The 16,754-nt window shown below is 68.2% G+C and carries 18 protein-coding genes; 5 read left to right on the top strand and 13 right to left on the bottom strand.

What is annotated here, in order from left to right; all coding sequences use genetic code 11:
* Positions 1 to 7 precede the first annotated feature (7 nt).
* From asd to ACZYZ5_RS02525, 13 genes are all read right to left on the bottom strand, one after another.
* Entirely contained in the window at positions 8 to 1,138 is a 1,131-nt protein-coding gene (gene asd / locus ACZYZ5_RS02585) for an aspartate-semialdehyde dehydrogenase (protein WP_463898924.1), read from the bottom strand.
* Positions 1,139 to 1,190: 52 nt separating this feature from the next.
* On the bottom strand, positions 1,191 to 1,607 hold the full coding sequence (locus tag ACZYZ5_RS02580) for a hypothetical protein (protein WP_463898923.1): 417 nt from the start codon (positions 1,605 to 1,607) through the stop codon (positions 1,191 to 1,193).
* Positions 1,608 to 1,612: 5 nt separating this feature from the next.
* A complete protein-coding gene (locus tag ACZYZ5_RS02575) occupies positions 1,613 to 2,266 on the bottom strand; it encodes a hypothetical protein (RefSeq protein WP_463898922.1) in 654 nt (217 codons plus the stop codon).
* A 19-nt stretch (positions 2,267 to 2,285) separates the two neighbouring features.
* Positions 2,286 to 3,284 carry a WXG100 family type VII secretion target gene (locus ACZYZ5_RS02570; RefSeq protein ID WP_463898921.1) on the bottom strand — a complete coding sequence of 333 codons (999 nt, stop codon included), beginning with the start codon at positions 3,282 to 3,284 and terminating at the stop codon, positions 2,286 to 2,288.
* Between the two features lie 158 nt (positions 3,285 to 3,442).
* Complete coding sequence (locus tag ACZYZ5_RS02565; RefSeq protein ID WP_463898920.1) at positions 3,443 to 3,661, bottom strand: NF038396 family protein; 219 nt, start codon at positions 3,659 to 3,661, stop codon at positions 3,443 to 3,445.
* Between the two features lie 4 nt (positions 3,662 to 3,665).
* Positions 3,666 to 4,253, bottom strand: a complete 588-nt coding sequence (locus tag ACZYZ5_RS02560; protein WP_463898918.1) for a dihydrofolate reductase — start codon at positions 4,251 to 4,253, stop codon at positions 3,666 to 3,668.
* Positions 4,250 to 5,053 carry a thymidylate synthase gene (locus ACZYZ5_RS02555; RefSeq protein WP_463898917.1) on the bottom strand — a complete coding sequence of 268 codons (804 nt, stop codon included), beginning with the start codon at positions 5,051 to 5,053 and terminating at the stop codon, positions 4,250 to 4,252. The genes ACZYZ5_RS02560 and ACZYZ5_RS02555 overlap by 4 nt, the downstream gene beginning before the upstream one ends.
* 33 nt (positions 5,054 to 5,086) lie before the next feature.
* Positions 5,087 to 5,524: a GntR family transcriptional regulator gene (locus tag ACZYZ5_RS02550; RefSeq protein WP_463898915.1), complete on the bottom strand. Its 438-nt coding sequence runs from the start codon at positions 5,522 to 5,524 to the stop codon at positions 5,087 to 5,089.
* Positions 5,521 to 7,167: a hypothetical protein gene (locus ACZYZ5_RS02545; RefSeq protein ID WP_463898914.1), complete on the bottom strand. Its 1,647-nt coding sequence runs from the start codon at positions 7,165 to 7,167 to the stop codon at positions 5,521 to 5,523. Before ACZYZ5_RS02545 ends, ACZYZ5_RS02550 begins: the two co-directional genes overlap by 4 nt.
* Before the next feature lie 79 nt (positions 7,168 to 7,246).
* On the bottom strand, positions 7,247 to 8,224 hold the full coding sequence (locus ACZYZ5_RS02540; protein WP_463898912.1) for an NUDIX hydrolase: 978 nt from the start codon (positions 8,222 to 8,224) through the stop codon (positions 7,247 to 7,249).
* Between the two features lie 11 nt (positions 8,225 to 8,235).
* On the bottom strand, positions 8,236 to 10,500 hold the full coding sequence (locus ACZYZ5_RS02535) for an RNA degradosome polyphosphate kinase (protein WP_463898910.1): 2,265 nt from the start codon (positions 10,498 to 10,500) through the stop codon (positions 8,236 to 8,238).
* A 114-nt stretch (positions 10,501 to 10,614) separates the two neighbouring features.
* Entirely contained in the window at positions 10,615 to 11,598 is a 984-nt protein-coding gene (gene mshD / locus ACZYZ5_RS02530) for a mycothiol synthase (RefSeq protein WP_463898909.1), read from the bottom strand.
* Positions 11,599 to 11,827: 229 nt separating this feature from the next.
* Positions 11,828 to 12,526 (bottom strand): winged helix-turn-helix transcriptional regulator, encoded by a 699-nt coding sequence (locus tag ACZYZ5_RS02525; protein WP_463898907.1) that lies wholly within the window; start codon positions 12,524 to 12,526, stop codon positions 11,828 to 11,830.
* Between the two features lie 258 nt (positions 12,527 to 12,784).
* On the opposite strand from ACZYZ5_RS02525, the gene ACZYZ5_RS02520 reads away from it, so the two are divergent.
* From ACZYZ5_RS02520 to ACZYZ5_RS02500, 5 genes are all read left to right on the top strand, one after another.
* Positions 12,785 to 13,519: a permease gene (locus tag ACZYZ5_RS02520; protein ID WP_463898906.1), complete on the top strand. Its 735-nt coding sequence runs from the start codon at positions 12,785 to 12,787 to the stop codon at positions 13,517 to 13,519.
* Between the two features lie 175 nt (positions 13,520 to 13,694).
* Positions 13,695 to 14,309 (top strand): nitrobindin family protein, encoded by a 615-nt coding sequence (locus tag ACZYZ5_RS02515; protein WP_463898905.1) that lies wholly within the window; start codon positions 13,695 to 13,697, stop codon positions 14,307 to 14,309.
* A 99-nt stretch (positions 14,310 to 14,408) separates the two neighbouring features.
* Positions 14,409 to 15,134 carry a flavodoxin family protein gene (locus ACZYZ5_RS02510; RefSeq protein WP_463899226.1) on the top strand — a complete coding sequence of 242 codons (726 nt, stop codon included), beginning with the start codon at positions 14,409 to 14,411 and terminating at the stop codon, positions 15,132 to 15,134.
* 22 nt (positions 15,135 to 15,156) lie between these two features.
* Positions 15,157 to 16,239 carry a CAF17-like 4Fe-4S cluster assembly/insertion protein YgfZ gene (gene ygfZ / locus ACZYZ5_RS02505; RefSeq protein WP_463898904.1) on the top strand — a complete coding sequence of 361 codons (1,083 nt, stop codon included), beginning with the start codon at positions 15,157 to 15,159 and terminating at the stop codon, positions 16,237 to 16,239.
* Entirely contained in the window at positions 16,236 to 16,631 is a 396-nt protein-coding gene (locus ACZYZ5_RS02500) for an ankyrin repeat domain-containing protein (protein ID WP_463898903.1), read from the top strand. The genes ygfZ and ACZYZ5_RS02500 overlap by 4 nt, the downstream gene beginning before the upstream one ends.
* Positions 16,632 to 16,754: the final 123 nt, after the last annotated feature.

Here is a 16,754-nt window from a genome sequence, read left to right as displayed (position 1 = left end):
TGCTGCCCTAGAGCTTGCCGGTGGCGATGTTGAGCATACGCCGCAGCGGTTCGGCCGCGCCCCACAGGAGCTGGTCGCCCACCGTGAACGCGCTGATGTACTGCGGCCCCATCTCCAGCTTGCGGATGCGCCCCACCGGGATGTCCAGGGTGCCGGAGGCCGCCACGGGCGTGAGTTGCGCCATGGAGTCCTCCTTGGTGTTGGGCACCACCGTGGCCCACTCGTTGTCCGCGTCCAGCAGTTTCTCGATCTCGGCGACGGAGAGGTCCTCGCGGAGCTTGAGCGTGAGCGCCTGGGAGTGCGAACGCATGGCGCCGATCCGGATGCACAGCCCGTCCATGATGATGTGCTCATCGCCGGAGGTGCCGAGGATCTTGTTGGTTTCCACCCCGGCCTTCCACTCTTCCTTGGACTGGCCGTTGCCGAGGTCCGCGTCGATCCAGGGGATCAGCGACCCGGCCAGCGGCACGCCGAACTGGGTGGCGTCGATGTCGGTGCGCTGGTGGGCCAGGACCTTGCGGTCGATTTCCAGGATGGCCGACGCCGGGTCGTCCAGTTCCGTGCTGACCTGGGCGTTGAGCGTGCCGAACTGGCTCAGCAGTTCGCGCATGTGCCGGGCGCCGCCGCCGGAGGCCGCCTGGTAGGTCATCGACGTGCCCCATTCGACGAGGCCGTTCTTGAACAGCCCGCCCAGGCCCATCAGCATGCAGGAGACGGTGCAGTTGCCGCCGATGAAATCCTTGGTGCCGTTGACAAGGCCCTTGTCGATCACGTCGCGGTTGATCGGGTCCAGCACGATGATCGAATCGTCGTTCATCCGCAGGGTGGACGCGGCGTCGATCCAGAGGCCGTCCCAGCCGCGGCTGCGCAGCTCGCCGTGGACCTGTTTGGTGTAGTCGCCGCCCTGGGCGGTCACGATGATCGGCAGCTTCGCGAGCGTCTCGACGTCGAACGCGTCCTCGAGCTTGCCCGCCCCCGCCGCGAAGGCGGGGGCGGCACCTCCGGCGTTCGAGGTGGAGAAAAATACCGGGTTGATGTTGGCGAAGTCGCCCTCATCCTGCATGCGCTGCATCAGGACGGAGCCGACCATGCCACGCCAACCGACGAGTCCAACGGACGGAGTAGCTGCTGTAGTCATGGGCCCAGTTTAGACTTCACCGGCCCCGGGGCGCAGTCGGTTACGTCACCGCTCAGTTCAACTGGCGCGGGCTTGGATCCGGAACGCCCCGTTCACGGCGGATCCTTCGCGCCCGGAACTCGGACAGCGCCAGCCGCACGGCGTAAGCCAGGCCGGCGATCCCGCCGAGGGTCAGCACGAGGGCGCCCCACAGCGGGTCCTGGCCGTTGGCCGCGGGAGCGGCGATCAGGAAGATCGAGAATGCCGTTACCGCGGCGAAAAAGAGGCCGAGCAGCAGCATGCCCGGTGCCGTGGTGACGATGGGTCCCGAGCCGGCCCGGGCAAAGCCGATCTCATCCGCGGCGTAGCTGTGCAGCCTGCCGCCATCCACGCTGCGGGTCAGGAGGCGCCTTTCACCGGCGGCCACGGCCTGTTCGTGCCAGGCCCTGGTCTGCTCGTCCTCATAGCGGCCGGCTGCGTCATTGTCCATCGTGTTCAGTCTTTCCGGATGGAGCGGATTCGTTCGAGCACCTGGTCGTCAGCGAGTCCGGCGATCTCCTTGATCGCGCCGGTGCCCGGGCCGCTGTAGCCGACGCTCCACGCGCCGCCGGCGCGCTTGAGCAGCAGCTGCCCGCCGTCCGGGTCTTCGAGGCGCTTGAGGGTGGCCCCGCCGTCGGGGTGGTCTTCCAGGTGCTTGCGCATGATGAAGAAGTTTGCCTCAGCGGCGGATATGTCCGGGTCCTGCGCCATCGCGAACCAGCTCAGGTAGGCGCGGGGCTGCAGCAGGATCCGGAAGTCCGGCGATTCCACCGTGAGGACGCTGTCCGCGGAGTCCGGCGTCAGCAAGGTGATCTCCATGCGGCGATCGGCCGACGTCAGGGCGCGGGTCACTGCAGCTACCGGGCCGCTGACGGACAGCGTTCCGTCGGACTCCACCGTGGCCGCTCCCCGGGCCACCAGTGAGGAGGCGCCCGCCGAAAGGATCATCGGATCCTCGAGTTCGCCGGCGACGCGGAGAGCTTCGGCGCTGGCGGTAGCCGCCGGCCCGTGCTGCAGGTTCAGCAGCGCTATCAGTTCGGCGAAGCCGAAGCCGATGGCGTCGGGGTAGACCTCCTGCCCGGGAGCGGGGGCAGTGCTTGTCTCAGTCACGTTGTGAATCTCCTCGTTGTTAGAAGCCAAAGAAGTCGCCGACAGCTTCGGCGCCGTCGCTCACGGAATCGGCCACGGCTTCGGCGCCGTCGCTCACGGAATCGGCAACGGCGCCGGCACCGTCGGCGATTTTGCCACCGACGTAGTTCACGGAGTCGTGGACCACCGGGACGTTGTCATAGATGGCCAGTCCGGCGCTGGCGACCATGCAGACGGTTCCGGCGGGCGGCGGCAGGAACGAGCCGGCACCGATCAGGGCTTTGGTCCCGGAGTAGGCTGCGGAGCTGTAGTCGCCGTCTTTGGCCGCGTTGACGGCATCCAGGCTATCCAGTCCCACGCCGAGGACGCCCAGACCCTTACCGAGGCCGTCGAAGGCCTGGAACGCCTTGGTGCCTTCCGTGAGGTTGAAGGCTTCGTGCCATTTTCCCTCGAACAACTGGTTCGAGACGTTGAAGAACTTGCTGAACTCGTTGGAGTTCTGGAAGGTGCGCCAGGCGCTGGCGTCCAGGAAGTCGCCAATTCTGGACTTGTGCAGCATCGCGCCGATATCGAACAGCCCGGAACGGAGATTGGGCAGCGCCTTGACCAGATTGTAAATGTCCCAGCCGCCGCGGAACGGCGAGTCCGGTCCGGCCAGCCAGTCCGGGCCCCAGGGGTCATTGTTGGGGCCTTGTCCGCCCGGTCCTCCCGGAGTGCCCGGAGTGCCCGGTGTCCCGGGAACTCCCGGACCCCCCGCACCGGATGCATTGTTGCTGGCCGTCTCCTGCTGCTCGGCGTGGGTCATCAGCCGCTTGGACTCTGCCTTCAGCGCGAACGCGGTCGTCTGGATCAGGGCGCGGTGGCTGCTGTTCCATTCGGACGTGAACCGGGCGCCGTCGGCACCCTTCCAGGAGGTGTTGTTGTTGATGGCCGACGTCAGTGCGGTCGACTGCTGCAGCAGCGTCTCGGACGTCTTGCCGAACTGTTGTGCGAGTGTGCGCAGCTGGGCGACGTCGGCGCCCCACAAGTTTCCTGCCATCGTGCATCCCCTTTTGACTTGCATCAGCCTAACCGGCTGCGGCCGGGACCTGGTGCATTCCCGCGTGCGTACCTCACCGGCACCAAGGTAGCCGGAACCGCTGCGACGGGCGATGGGGTGATGTCCCCATCCGCCCTCAGCCCAGGGCCGGGAGGCCGTTACTCGCCGCTGTGCTCCGTGAGCAGCGCGTGCTTCCGCTTCCGGAGGGCGTAGAAAGCCCCGAAGGCAAAGGCCTGGGTGACGAGCACGAGCACGATTGCCCCGACGATTTTGTTGCCGCCCAGGATCATGGTCAGCCCCACGATCGCGGACAGCAGCGCCAGCAGCGGAAGCAGCATGTAGCCAAGGACAAAGAGTGTTTCGGGTTTCTGCAGCATCGTCTTAGCCCTCCGTCCGGCGCCACACGTTGATGCGGTAGCGGGTGCCGTCGTCGGCGGTTTTCCAGCCGTCGGCCGGCAGGCTCGCGCCCATGGTCCAGTCGTAGCCCAGGTCAGGGGCGAACGTGTCGCCCTCCGTGGCGGCATCGATCGTGGTGATCACGGCGACGTTGGCGAGGTCCATGGACTGCGAATAAATGTTCCCGCCGCCGATGATCCAGACCATCTCGTTGCCCGGCGCGAACTGGGATTCCAGGAGCGCGTCGTCCAGGGATTTGACCGCGATGGCGCCTTCCGCCGCCGGTGTCCCGCCCCACTCTTCCTGCCGGGTGATGACGATGTTCGTCCGCCCGGGCAGGGGGCGGTACTGGTCCGGAAAGGATTCCCAGGTCTTGCGGCCCATGATCACCGGGTGGCCTGTGGTGAGCCGGGTGAAGTGCCGCATGTCCTCGGGCAGGCGCCACGGCATCCCGCCGTCCCTGCCGATGACACCGGTGCTGGTCTGGGCCCAGACGACGCCGAGCCCGGTCAGGGTGGCGAGCGTGTCGGTGAAGTCGGCGGGCTGTGCGCCCTGGAGGTCGTCATTGCTCATACGGCTATCGGGGCCTTAATCGTCGGGTGGTGCTGGTATCCGACCACTTCGAAGTCATCGAGGGAGTAGTCGAAGATGGAGGCAGGCTTGCGGGTGATCCTCAGCTGCGGGTACTCGTAGGGCTCGCGGGCGAGCTGCTTGAGGACCTGGTCCATGTGGTTGTCATAGATGTGGACGTCGCCGCCGGTCCAGACGAATTCGCCCGGTTCCAGGCCGGTCTGCTGGGCGACCATGCAGGTCAGCAGGGCGTAGGAGGCGATGTTGAACGGCACGCCCAGGAAGGTGTCCGCGGAGCGCTGGTAGAGCTGGCAGGAGAGCTTGCCGTCGGCCACGTAGAACTGGAAGAACGCGTGGCACGGCGGGAGGGCCATGTCCTTGAGTTCGGCGACGTTCCAGGCCGAGATGATGTGCCGGCGGGAGTCCGGGTTGCTCTTGAGGTTCTCGATGAGCTCGGCGATCTGGTCGATGTGGCCGCCGTCGGGGGTGGGCCAGGAGCGCCACTGGACGCCGTAGACCGGGCCGAGTTCGCCGTCGGCGTCGGCCCATTCGTTCCAGATGGTGACGCCCTGGTCCTGCATCCATTTCACGTTCGTGTCCCCGCGGAGGAACCAGAGCAGCTCCACGGCGACGGACTTGAAGTGCACGCGTTTGGTGGTGACCAGGGGGAAGCTCTTGCTGAGATCGAAGCGCATCTGGCGGCCGAACACACTTAGGGTCCCCGTCCCGGTCCGGTCTGATTTGTGCGTGCCGTGGTCCAGGACGTCGCGCAGCAGGTCTTCATAGGGCGTTGGAATGCTCACGGTCCCAGTCTACTGAGAAGTTGCCGCCGCTCCTTATTCGTCTTGCTGGCTGAGCTTTGTCCGCAGGATCGCCAGCAGCGCGGCGTCATCGAGGCCGGCGCGCCGGCCCTCTGCAATGTAATGCTCGACGGCGGCGGCCACCTCCGCGACGACGGTGCCCGGCACGACGGTGCCTGGCACGGGCGTGCCGGCCAGGGCCCCGGACGCGGCCTGCGTTTCGGTCGCCGGCGTCCCGGCGACCACGGTGCCGTTGCGCCGCCTGGTCTCGATCAGCCCCGACTGCTCCAGCTCCCGGTAGGCCCGGGCGACGGTCCCGGCCGCGATCCCGAGGTCCGCGGCCAGGCGCCGGACCGTCGGCAGCCGGGTGCTCGGCTCCAGCGCTCCGAGGGCGATCAGCGCGGCGATCTGCGCCCGGATCTGTTCGTAGGCCGGGGTGGCCGAGTCCAGGTCCACTGAGATCCCGGCCGTCACGCGGAGACGTCCGTCCTCGGCAGGAGAGCGGGGCCGGGGCGGGCCGGACCGCGCACCGGGATGACGGCGATGACCGCGGCCGCGACGCCCAACAGCGCACCGGCCGCGATCGCCGGCCACCAGGTCGCCGCGGCCGGGTCGGTCTCCCCGAAGGCCGCCCGGCCCAACACGGCCGCCCAGGCGTTGCCCTGGGTCAGCAGCAGGACACCGGCCTGGGCCGTGAGGGCGGCCGCCAGGGTCCGCACCACCCGGTGGACGGTGACGGCGCGCAGGGCCGAGTCCAGGCCGGGCGGGGCGCCGGCAACACCCTGGCGGTGCCTGGCCAGGAGCAGTACCGGCACGGCGGCGGCACACATCCCGGCAGTGATCAGCCCGGCCGGCACCCAGCCCGGGCCTTCGGCGAGGTGGGCCTGTCCCAGTGCCGTGACTACCAGGGCGATGAGGAAGACCAGCAGCGCCAGGACCACCGTGGTCAGCAGGGCGGGGCTCACCGGTGGCCGGGGCCAGCGGCGGGGGGCTCCCGGGAGACCGTAGTTGTGCTGCAGCAGGAGCTCGCCGGCGGCAATGACGAGCAGGACCAACGCTGCCATCAGCGCCACGAGGCCGGCAAAACCGTAGCTGGCCGCAGCCAGGAGGGCCTGAGAGAGGAAGGCCCCGGTCAGCAGCGGCACCGCGGCCGCCAGCCCCAGCAGCGCCCCGAGGGACCTGACGAGCCGGGCTGCCGGGTGTTGCCGGCCGGCGGCGATCCCCGGTTCCGGTCGGTTCCCGGCGCCCAGTCCGGCGGTCGCGAGCCGCGGGGGCCGCCAACCCCACATGACGAGCAGGACCACCCCGCACGCCAGGGCTTCCGGATTCCCCCACGACGTCATCCCCTGGGCCGGATCGGGGCGGGCCGCGAAGTTGCCGGCGACGGCCGCCAGCCCGGCGGCCACCGTGGAGACCGTCCGGAGCAGCCGGTTCATGGCGATGGTCCGCAGCACGGTGTTGTCGGCCGCGTCCAGGCACTCCAGCTGTCGGCGGCTGGCGATCAGCCACAGCACCAGCCCCGTCCCGCCGGCCAGCACCAGCAGGGCCCCGCCGAGCCAGAGGGCCACGTCCGGCCCGGGGATCCGGCCGTCACCACCGCCGTTGAAGTAGGTGTATTCCCCGTCGTTGACCCGGGTGGGCGCGACGGCCGCGAATCCGGGGAGGGCGGCTGTGCGGGCGATAACCGCGGCGGCGGTGAGGAAGATCGCGGCCGTGGTCAAGGCCAGCCTTCGCGGCAGGAAGTCCCGGACGCGGCGGACCGACAGCACGGCCTGCCGCCGCATCCGCCGCGGCCCCGGGTAGCTCACCTGGCCGAGGGCGTGCACGGTCAGGCAGCCCAGGACCGGCCACGCCAGCGCGGGCAGGACCGTCCCGGCGCTGGTCAGGGGGCCGCCGGCGGACGGACCGGCCGGAATGATGCCCACGTTCATCGCCCCCTGGAGGGAGCTCGCCAGCCACCCGATGACGCCCACCCACAGCGCGTGCTCCGACACCGATGCCGGCGAGCTTCCCGTGCGCGGTGCCCAGACCACCCAGCGCAGCACGACGTACACGACGACCGCGGCGAGGAGCGGGCCAAGCAACAGCAGCGGCGGCAGGCTGGACTGGAGCGGCATGAAATCCCCCAAAGATTCTGCGGCAATGTATCAAGTGTTTGATACAAACTAGGGCCGGCAGGGCGGAGGGTCAAGGACCTCAGTCGTCGAAGGGCCTGAACCGCTCGACCGCGACCACCTTGCTCTTGCTGTGGTGCGCCACATGGCACACAACGATCTCACCGGGGGCCAGGAACGGGTCGGCGTCCGGGAGCAGGGCGCGCAGCCGGGACCCCATGTGCTTGCCGAGCTGGGCGAACACGGTGGGCAGGGCGGGGCGGTGCGTGCAGAGCGCCACGGCCCGCTGCTTGTCGAAGAGGCCCTCGACGGCGGCGGCCGTCTTGTGCGGATGCCGGCCGTGCCGGTGCTCGGTGAGGGCTTCATTCAGCTTCACCTTCGCATCGGACGCCTTGGCGTACGGGGCGATGGTGGCAACACACCTCAGCCACGGGCTGGAGACGATACGCATGGGCTTCCAGGCCTGCAGCAGCCGCCCCACTGCCTGCGCCTGCCGCAACCCGGTGACAGCCAGGGGCCGGTCCCCTTCGGCCTTGGACCAGGAGGAGCGCGGCTTGGCCTTGGCATGGCGCACGATCACGAGCGGCCATGTCTTCAGTTCGCCGCGGGCGTGGGCGGCCGCCAGGTACTCCAGCGGGACCACGTCGCCGGGGTTGCTTAGCAGGCGGGCCGCCTTCTCCGGCGAGCACCACATAACGCTGTCCACTTCCTTGCCATCGGGCAGGAGGGCGGCCCCGTCGACGTCGACCGCCCAGTAATGGACGACCTTCAGTCCGACGGGGACGTGGTAATGGATGGCCGGCAGCGGGATGCCCAGGGGCGCCTTCAGCCCGATTTCCTCTTCGACCTCGCGGGCGGCGCACTCGGGCACCGTCTCGCCGGGGTCGATCTTCCCCTTGGGCCAGGACCAGTCGTCATAGCGCGGGCGGTGGATCAGCAGGACCTCGAGTTGGTCCTTGTCGCCCGGGGCCACGCGCCACGGCACGGCCCCGGCGGCCACCACCACAATGGCTTCGCCGGCATGATCGGTCTGGTCGGCAACCGGTGAATCGCTACTCAATGCCAGAGCCCCTACCGCAGCCCGGACGAACGCTGCCGCGAGCGGGAGTTGAGCAGCCAGGACTGGATGTCCTCAAGATCCTGCCCGTCGTCGGTGACGTGGTGGCGGGTCCATTCCGCCTGGTTGTCCAGGTGCCAGCTGGCGGTGCCTGGATCCATGTAGCGGCGCAGCAGGTCCATGACATACGTCGTGTCGTCCCCGCTGGTGAGCTGGACGAGGGCCTCCACGCGCCGGTCAAGGTTCCGGTGCATCATGTCCGCCGAACCGATGTAGACCACCGGGTCCCCGGCATTGGCGAAGGCGAAGACGCGGGAGTGCTCCAGGAACCGGCCCAGCACGGAGCGGACCGTGATGTTCTCGCTGAGTCCGGGCACCCCCGGGCGCAGGGAGCAGATGCCGCGGACGATGATGTCCACGGGAACGCCGGCCTGGGACGCCCGGTATAGGGAATCGATGATGGCTTCGTCCACCATCGAGTTGACCTTGATCTGGACCCGGGCGGTGAGGCCTGCCCGGGCGTTCCGGATCTCGGTTTCGATCCGGTCGATGAGTCCTGACCGCACCGACCGGGGGGCCACCAGGAGCCGCTTGAAGGTCGACTTCGGGGCGTAGCCGGAGAGCTGGTTGAAGAGCTTGGAGAGGTCCTCGCCCACCTGCTCATTGGCCGTGAGGAGGCCCAGGTCCTCGTAGTAGCGGGCCGTGCGCGGGTGGTAGTTGCCGGTGCCGATGTGGCAGTAGCGGCGGAGTCCGTCCACTTCCTGGCGCACCACGAGGGAGAGCTTGCAGTGGGTCTTGAGGCCCACGATGCCGTAGACCACGTGAACGCCGGCCTGCTCCAGCTTCCGGGCCCAGGAGATATTGGCCTGCTCGTCGAAGCGGGCCTTGATTTCGACCAGGGCCAGGACCTGCTTGCCGGCCTCGGCGGCGTCGATCAGGGCGTCGACGATCGGGGAGTCGCCCGAGGTGCGGTACAGCGTCTGCTTGATGGCCTGGACCTTCGGGTCCGAGGCCGCCTGCTCCAGGAACGCCTGCACCGAGGTGGAGAACGAGTCGTAGGGGTGGTGCAGCAGGATGTCCCGGCGCCGCATGGCCGCAAAGACGTTCGCCGCCTTGGACGTTTCCGACTCGTTGAGGTGCCGGGAGGTGTGCGGGACGTGCTTGGGGTAGTGCAGGTCGGCGCGGTCGATGCCGGCGATGACCGAGAGCCCGCGCAGATCCAGCGGGGCCGGGACCGAGTAGACCTCGGACTCCTCGACGCCCAGCTCGCGGATCAGCAGCGCCCGGATGTTCGGGTTGATGTCGTTCGTGACCTCGAGCCGGACCGGCGGGCCGAAGCGGCGGCGCAGCAGTTCCTTTTCGAGCGCCTGGAGCAGGTTCTCGGCGTCGTCCTCTTCGACCTCAAGGTCTTCATTGCGGGTGACGCGGAAGGTGTGGTGCTCCAGCACCTCCATCCCGGCGAAGAGCTGGTCCAGGTGGACGGCGATGACTTCCTCGAGGGCGATGAAGCGTGCCACCCGGCCCGGCACGGAGCCTGCGCGCGGGCCGTCGACCGAGATCAGCCGGGGGAGCTGGTCCGGGACCTTGAGGCGGGCGAAGAGTTCCTTGTCGCTGATCGGGTTGCGGACAACGACGGCGAGGTTCAGCGAGAGCCCCGAGATGTAGGGGAAGGGGTGGGCCGGGTCCACGGCCAGCGGGGTCAGGATCGGGAAGACCTTCTCGGCGAACATGGCGCTGAGCTGGTCCTTGGCCTGGGAGTCGAGCTCTTCCCAGTGCATGAGGTGGATGTGCTCGTAGGCCAGGGCCGGGCGGATCTGCTCGGCGTAGACGCGGGCGTGGCGTTGCTGCAGCCGGTGGGCCTCCTCGCCGATCTGCTCCAGGACCTGGACCGGGCTGAGCCCGGCGGGGGAGGGGACGGCCAGTCCGGTGGCGATCCGGCGCTTCAGCCCGGCGACACGGACCATAAAGAACTCGTCCAGGTTGGACGCAAAGATGGACAGGAAGCTGACGCGTTCCAGCAGGTGCAGGTCCGGGTCTTCGGCGAGTTCCAGCACGCGGGCGTTGAAGGAGAGCCAGCTCAGTTCACGGTCCAGGAAGCGGTCCGGGCTGAAGTCGCCCTCCGGCTCCAGGTTGGGCGCGAATTCCGGAATGTCGATCCGGTCCTGGGTGGCACGTGAGGCAGGCACTTCGGAGGAGCCGAACTGGGCACGCGCGGGCCGGACTTTTTTGTCCGACGTGGCGGCCTCAGACGTGGCTGTCCGGGCAGAATCCCGTTGCATGGTCTCTCCTAATGCTGGCTCGATTTAGCTTCAACCTTACAAGCAATCATCCGGCGATCGGCTTTCGCGGAGTCCAGATTTCCCCGGGCGGAGACAAGATGTCCGCCGACTGGATTAACGCCCCTCCAGCGGGGCGTACATGACATCGACGTCCCAGCGGGTGAAGCCCAGCTTCCGGTACAGCGAAACGGCCGGGACGTTGTCCGCGTCGACGTAGAGCATGACGGCGTGCAGGCCCTGGCGCTGCAGGTGCCGGATGCCGGCCACGGTCAGCGCTTTCCCCAGCCCGGTGCCCTGTGCCTGGGGGGTCACGCCCACGACGTAGACCTCCCCGATCGCCGGGTGCTCCCCGTGGCGGGGGTGCACCTTGGTCCAGTGGAAGCCGAGAATCCGGTCCGAGGCATCGACGGCGAGCAGGAAACCGGCGGGATCGAACCACGGCTCGGCCATCCGGGCGTCCAGATCGACACGGGTCATCGTGCCCTGCTCGGCATGATGCGCGAAGGCGGCCCGGTTCGCGGCGAGCCAGGCGTCCTCATCCCGGCCCGGGACGAAGGCGCGCAGCGTCACGCCGTCGGGCAGCGCGACGTCGGGCAGCTCCGCCGTAGAGCCGGCCAGCCGCATCTTCCACAGCTCCCGGACCGGTCCGTAGCCGTAACGGGCGGCGAGGTCGGCCGCGGCCTCGTGGTTGCCGTGGGACCAGGCCTTCAGGCCGGCGAAGCCGCGGGTCGCTTTGAGCTCGCCGACCAGCCGGGTCGCCACGCCCTGGTTGCGGTAGCTGGGGTGGACGGCAATTTCCAGCACGCCCGCGCCGTCCGGTTCCTCGATCACGACGGCGACGCCGGCCAGATCCTGCGCCGTCGCCGGGTCGGAGCTCTCGTCGGGCCAGTAGAGGGCGAGGGTCAGCGCCATGTGGGTGCCGGGGGCCCCGCCGGCGTCAGCGGTCCGGAGCGTCACGAGCGTCTGCTCGGACAGCGGCGGATTGCCATCGGATTCCTCCGCGGCGGCCGCGAGGGCTTTGACGTCCTTCAGGAGCTGCGGATCCGCGGCTCCCTTGGCGGCGAGGACGGGCCAGTTCTCAGGGTGCGCAGGACTCATGGTGCAAGGCTATACGGTGCCGCCCGGACGGGGCCGATTTTGTTGTTTCCGGAACTGTTACGTATAGTCGTTAACTCGTCCGGCTGTTCGGTCCAGAAATTGTTTCTGGGTGCCGCTGGCCTGGACACGAGGGGGATCCACCACTGGGGTGGCCTCGATACGTTCGACCCGTATGTCCTCCACTGAAGCAACAGAAAGCCCCGGACTGATGTCCGGGGCTTTCTGCGTATCAGGCTTCGGTGAGTTCTTCCTCCGTATGCCGGACCAGGGTCAGGCGGTAGCCCACGTTGCGGACCGTGCTGATCAGGTTCTCGTGGTCGGCGCCGAGTTTGGCCCGCAGGCGCCGCACGTGGACGTCCACTGTGCGCGTGCCGCCGTAGTAGTCGTAGCCCCAGACCTCGGTCAGCAGCTGCTGGCGGGTGAAGACCCGGCCGGGGTGCTGCGCCAGGTACTTGAGCAATTCAAATTCCTTGAAGGTCAGGTTCAGCGGTGCGCCGTTGACCCGGGCGGTGTAGCTGGCCTCATCGATGACGACGCCGGCGGCCCGGATCTCGGTGGGCGCGTCGTCCTGGTCCGGCACGGCCCGGGCGACGCCCAGGCGGATGCGGGCCTCGACCTCGGCGGGTCCGGCGGATTCCAGCAGGATGTCGTCGACCGCCCACGCCGAGGACACGGCGGCCATGCCGCCCTCGGTAAGGATCAGCATGAGGGGGGCGCTCAGGCCGGTGGCTTTGAGCAGTTGGGTCAGGGAACGTGCGCCGACGAGGTCTTTGCGGGCGTCCAGCAGGACGATGTCGCAGGGGTCGGTCTCCAGCAGGGCCGTCGGCTCGGCGGGAAGAATATGGACCCGGTGGTTCAGTAGTTCCAGCGCGGGCAGGACGTCCACCGATGAACCGGTGCTGTTCGTCAATAGCAGGATGTGCGACATGTTTCCTCCAAGGGGTGTCCGCGCATCGTTGGGCGTCTGTAGCTGAGTCAGAGTATACCCAAAGGCCCCTTCCCGGACATGCCCCGGCCACCCGCGCCCGGTTCTTTTGCGACACAAAACGGTCACATAGGGCAGGATTGATCCGTCGGGGCCTGCCGCCCCCCGTGACGAAAGATCAGGTCGAAGTGGGTCCGCAGTGAGCGAAAGTACAACGATGGACGGAAGACGGATGACGGAAACACGCATGTCTGGTAACAAGTGAGGGCTTGGTCCATCGGCGCCATCGGCCTGGCCGGACTCGCCGCGATCGTCGGCGCGTCCTACGGCTCGCCGGAGGCACTCCTTGCCGTGGGGGTGCTGACCGCCGCCGCCGTCGGAATTGGCTGGCCGCACTTCCTGGGCATCCCCGCCAGGAAAACCCTCGCCGTGCTGATCGGCCTGCCGGGCGTGGGCGCCGCCGTCGCCGCCACGTACCTTCCAGCCCCGGGCTTCCTGGACTGGACCCCGTCGTTCATGGCGGCAGGCGTGATGGCGATCTTCGTGATGCAGCTGATCCGCGGCACCGGCCAGTCGCAGCGCCTGGAGTCCATTCTCGGTTCCTCCGCCGGCGTCCTGTTGTCCTGCCTGGGCGCCGGGTGGATCGCGTGCTCCCGCTTCAACGGCGTCCGCGAGATGGTCCTGGTCGCCGCGATCAGTGCCGCGATCGCCCTGCTGGCGGGGCTGATCCGTTGGCCCGACCGGGTGGTGGCGCCGCTGGGCGTCGTCGCTGCCGGGCTGGCCGGACCGCTCGCGGGCCTTGTCTTCTCCGACATCGCCGTTGTCCCGGCCGCTATCGTCGGGGTGGTGGTCGGGGCCGTGCTGGTGAGTTTCCGCCGGCTGGTCATCCTCCGCGGTGAATCGCTAAGCTTTGCGGCAGCCCTGGGAATCGGTCTGGGACCGGTGTCCGCCGTCGGTTCGCTGGCGTACTTCATAGACAAACTACTCATCTTCTAACGCGCTAGGATGACATCATGTCCGTACTTGCATTTGAAATCTTCTTCCTTGTCCTCCTTGGCGTTGCCAGCCTGGCCATGGCCTGGTTTGCCGGCTTCGTGGTGTATCGCCTGTTCAAGGGCCAGAAGTAACAGCCAGAAATTACTAGCCGTCTTCGTTTCCAGAGGTAGCTGCTGTGCCGATTGAAATACCTACAGATCTGACCCCGGAAATCGTTCCGCTGTCCTGGCTCATTGGTGAGTGGGAGGGCCGCGGCCGGCTGGGGGCCGGGGAAGAGGATTCCGAGCACTTCCTGCAACACGTGTCCTTCACGCACAACGGCTTGCCGTACCTGCAGTACCGTGCCGAGAGCTGGCTGACCGACGACGACGGCACCAGGCTTCGTCCGTTGACGGTCGAAACCGGTTTTTGGGCCCTGGAGCGCAAGCAGCGCGAGGAAGACGGCGGCCCCGGGCTGGTCCCGGCGGACATTGTTCCCGTGCTCAAGAGCGCCGACGAAGTCGAGGCCCTGCGCAACAATGACGGCGGCTTCGACATCTCCGTCTCGATCTCCCACCCCGGCGGGATCTCCGAGCTGTACTACGGCCAGATCAAGGGCCCGCAGATCCAGCTCAGCACCGACATGGTGATGCGCGGCAGCCACTCCAAGGAGTACACGGCGGCCACCCGGATCTTCGGACTCGTGGACGGCAACCTGCTCTGGCGCTGGGATGTGTCCACAGGCAAGGCTCCAACCGGCGGCAGCGGCCTGGAAGCCCACGCGTCCGCCATCCTCCACAAGGTCACCTGAGCGCCACGCTGCGCCGCCGGAACGCCCGTTGTGAGGCCTCACTGATTTCCTTTGTCCGTAGCGACCGTAGGGAGTACCACAGTGAATGCCACAGCTGCCATGCCTGAAGTGTCTGGAAGTGCCGCCGATTTCAGCGACCTCAAGGCCGTGTACTTCAACGGCACGCTCAAGAAGTCGCCGGAGACCTCCAACACGCAGGGCCTGATCGAGGTCAGCCGCCGGATCATGGACTTTCACGGCGTCAGCACACGGGTCATCCGTACGGTGGATCACGACATCGCCAGCGGCGTCTACCCGGACATGCGCGAGCACGGCTGGGCGAGCGACGAATGGCCGGAGCTGTATCCGGCCGTCCGGGAAGCCGACATCGTCATCGTGGCCGGACCGATCTGGCTGGGCGACAACTCCTCGCAGACCAAGAAGCTGATCGAACGCCTCTACGCGCACTCCGGCGAGCTCAACGACAAGGGCCAGTGGGCGTTCTATCCCAAGGTGGGCGGCTGCCTCATCACCGGCAACGAGGACGGCATCAAGCATTGCGCCATGAACGTCCTCTACAGCCTCCAGCACATCGGCTTCACCATTCCGCCGCAGGCCGACGCCGGCTGGATCGGCCCCGTCGGGCCGGGCCCGAGCTACCTCGATGAGGGCTCCGGCGGTCCGGAAAGCGACTTCACCAACCGCAACACCACGTTCATGACGTGGAACCTGCTGCACCTGGCCCGGATGCTCAAGGACGCCGGCGGCATCCCTGCCTACGGCAACCTGCCGGAGGCCTGGAAGGCCGGGACAAGGTTTGACTTCGAGAATCCGGAATACCGCTAGCCCGTTAGGACTTCTACTTCATATGACTATCAAGAGCCCCCTGCTGGCGCGCCCAGGCGCCGTCGAAGCCGGCGGCGCTGACGCCGGCGTCGCCTCCCACTACGGCGAACCGCTGCGCGAACAGCGGGCGCTGGCCGCCGGCACCGCCGTCGTGGACCTGTCCCACCGCGGTGTCGTCACCGTCGCCGGACCGGACCGGCTGAGCTGGCTCAACACGCTGTCCTCCCAGCAGCTCACGAACCTTGCCCCCGGGCAGTCCACCGAACTGCTGCTGCTGAGCGTTCAGGGCCGGATCGAATTCGACGCGCGGGTGGTGGACGACGGCGCGACCACCTGGCTGATCGTCGAGGCGGCCGAGGCAGCTCCGCTGGCCGAGTGGCTCAACCGGATGAAGTTCATGCTCCGCGTAGAGATCGCCGACGCCTCGGCGGACTGGGCCGTGCTGGGAACCACCCACCGGGTGCCGGAATGGTCCGGCCTGCTGGTCTGGGAAGACCCCTGGCCGCACGTCGGCGCCGGCGGCTACTCCTACGCCGTGGTCGCGGAGGACTCCCACCCCGGGCTGGAACGGCCCTGGTTCGAATACCTCGTCCCGGCCGCCGAGCTGGAAGCCACGGTCGGCGATCGCCCGCTCGCCGGAATCTGGGCCGCCGAGGCGCTGCGCATTGCCGCCTGGCGGCCGCGCTGGGGTGCCGAGACCGACGACAAGACCATCCCGCACGAACTGGACCTGCTCCGCACCGCCGTGCACCTGAACAAGGGCTGCTACAAGGGCCAGGAAACCGTCGCCCGGGTCCACAACCTGGGCCACCCGCCACGCCGGCTGGTGTTCCTGCAGCTCGACGGCTCCCAGCACACCATGCCCGCCGTCGGCAGCGAGGTCCGTTCCGGGGTCCGGAAGGTCGGCACCGTGACCTCGGTGGCGCAGCACTACGAGATGGGGCCGGTGGCCCTGGCCGTGGTCAAACGGTCCGTCGCACCGCAGGAAGTCCTGACCGTCCTCGACGGCGAGGAGCCCTACACCGCGGCGCAGGAACTCATTGTGGCCCCCGATGCCGGCCAAGTCGTGGGCCGCCAGACCGGCTTCCTGCGGGGGACCCGATGACCCACGACAACACCGCGCCGGACGACGCGACCCTTGCCCTGGCGCACAGGCTCTTCGACGCCGCCCGCCAGGGGGACTCCGGGCTGCTCGCGGACTACCTCGCCGCCGGAGCCCCGGCCACCCTGACCAACGAGGCGGGGGACACCCTGCTGATGCTCGCGGCCTACCATGGCCACGCCTACACCGTCCGGCTGATCCTGCAGCACGGCGGGGACGCCAACCGCGCCAACGACCGGGGCCAGACCCCGCTCGCCGGCGCCGTGTTCAAGGGCTACACGGAGGTGGCGCAGGCGCTGCTGGAAGCCGGAGCGGACCCCGACGCCGGCACGCCCTCCGCCCGCGCGGCCGCGCAGATGTTCGAACGCCAAGACATCCTGGCCCTGCTGGGCTGAGCGTCTCCCAACGGCCCGACGGCCGCCTTGCGCCCTAATACTCCATGTGGAATAGTTCTAGTGGAATATTCACCGCGGGCTCATTTCCGACGGTGCACCACACAGTGTGAAGGACAACGCACC

It is taken from the genome of Pseudarthrobacter ribosi (assembly GCF_055412865.1).
Note: the sequence above shows the minus strand (reverse complement) of the source record. Positions and strands in the feature narration are given on the sequence as shown.

Excerpts from the sequence above, each read along its gene's own strand:
- ACZYZ5_RS02560 (WP_463898918.1), bottom strand. The coding sequence starts at position 4,253 with ATGAGCAATGACGACCTCCAGGGCGCACAGCCCGCCGACTTCACCGAC.
- mshD (WP_463898909.1), bottom strand. The coding sequence starts at position 11,598 with ATGAGTCCTGCGCACCCTGAGAACTGGCCCGTCCTCGCCGCCAAGGGA.
- ACZYZ5_RS02545 (WP_463898914.1), bottom strand. The coding sequence starts at position 7,167 with ATGCCGCTCCAGTCCAGCCTGCCGCCGCTGCTGTTGCTTGGCCCGCTC.
- ACZYZ5_RS02565 (WP_463898920.1), bottom strand. The coding sequence starts at position 3,661 with ATGCTGCAGAAACCCGAAACACTCTTTGTCCTTGGCTACATGCTGCTT.
- ACZYZ5_RS02535 (WP_463898910.1), bottom strand. The coding sequence starts at position 10,500 with ATGCAACGGGATTCTGCCCGGACAGCCACGTCTGAGGCCGCCACGTCG.
- ygfZ (WP_463898904.1), top strand. The coding sequence starts at position 15,157 with ATGACTATCAAGAGCCCCCTGCTGGCGCGCCCAGGCGCCGTCGAAGCC.
- ACZYZ5_RS02500 (WP_463898903.1), top strand. The coding sequence starts at position 16,236 with ATGACCCACGACAACACCGCGCCGGACGACGCGACCCTTGCCCTGGCG.
- ACZYZ5_RS02510 (WP_463899226.1), top strand. The coding sequence starts at position 14,409 with ATGCCTGAAGTGTCTGGAAGTGCCGCCGATTTCAGCGACCTCAAGGCC.
- ACZYZ5_RS02580 (WP_463898923.1), bottom strand. The coding sequence starts at position 1,607 with ATGGACAATGACGCAGCCGGCCGCTATGAGGACGAGCAGACCAGGGCC.
- ACZYZ5_RS02570 (WP_463898921.1), bottom strand. The coding sequence starts at position 3,284 with ATGGCAGGAAACTTGTGGGGCGCCGACGTCGCCCAGCTGCGCACACTC.
- asd (WP_463898924.1), bottom strand. The coding sequence starts at position 1,138 with ATGACTACAGCAGCTACTCCGTCCGTTGGACTCGTCGGTTGGCGTGGC.
- ACZYZ5_RS02525 (WP_463898907.1), bottom strand. The coding sequence starts at position 12,526 with ATGTCGCACATCCTGCTATTGACGAACAGCACCGGTTCATCGGTGGAC.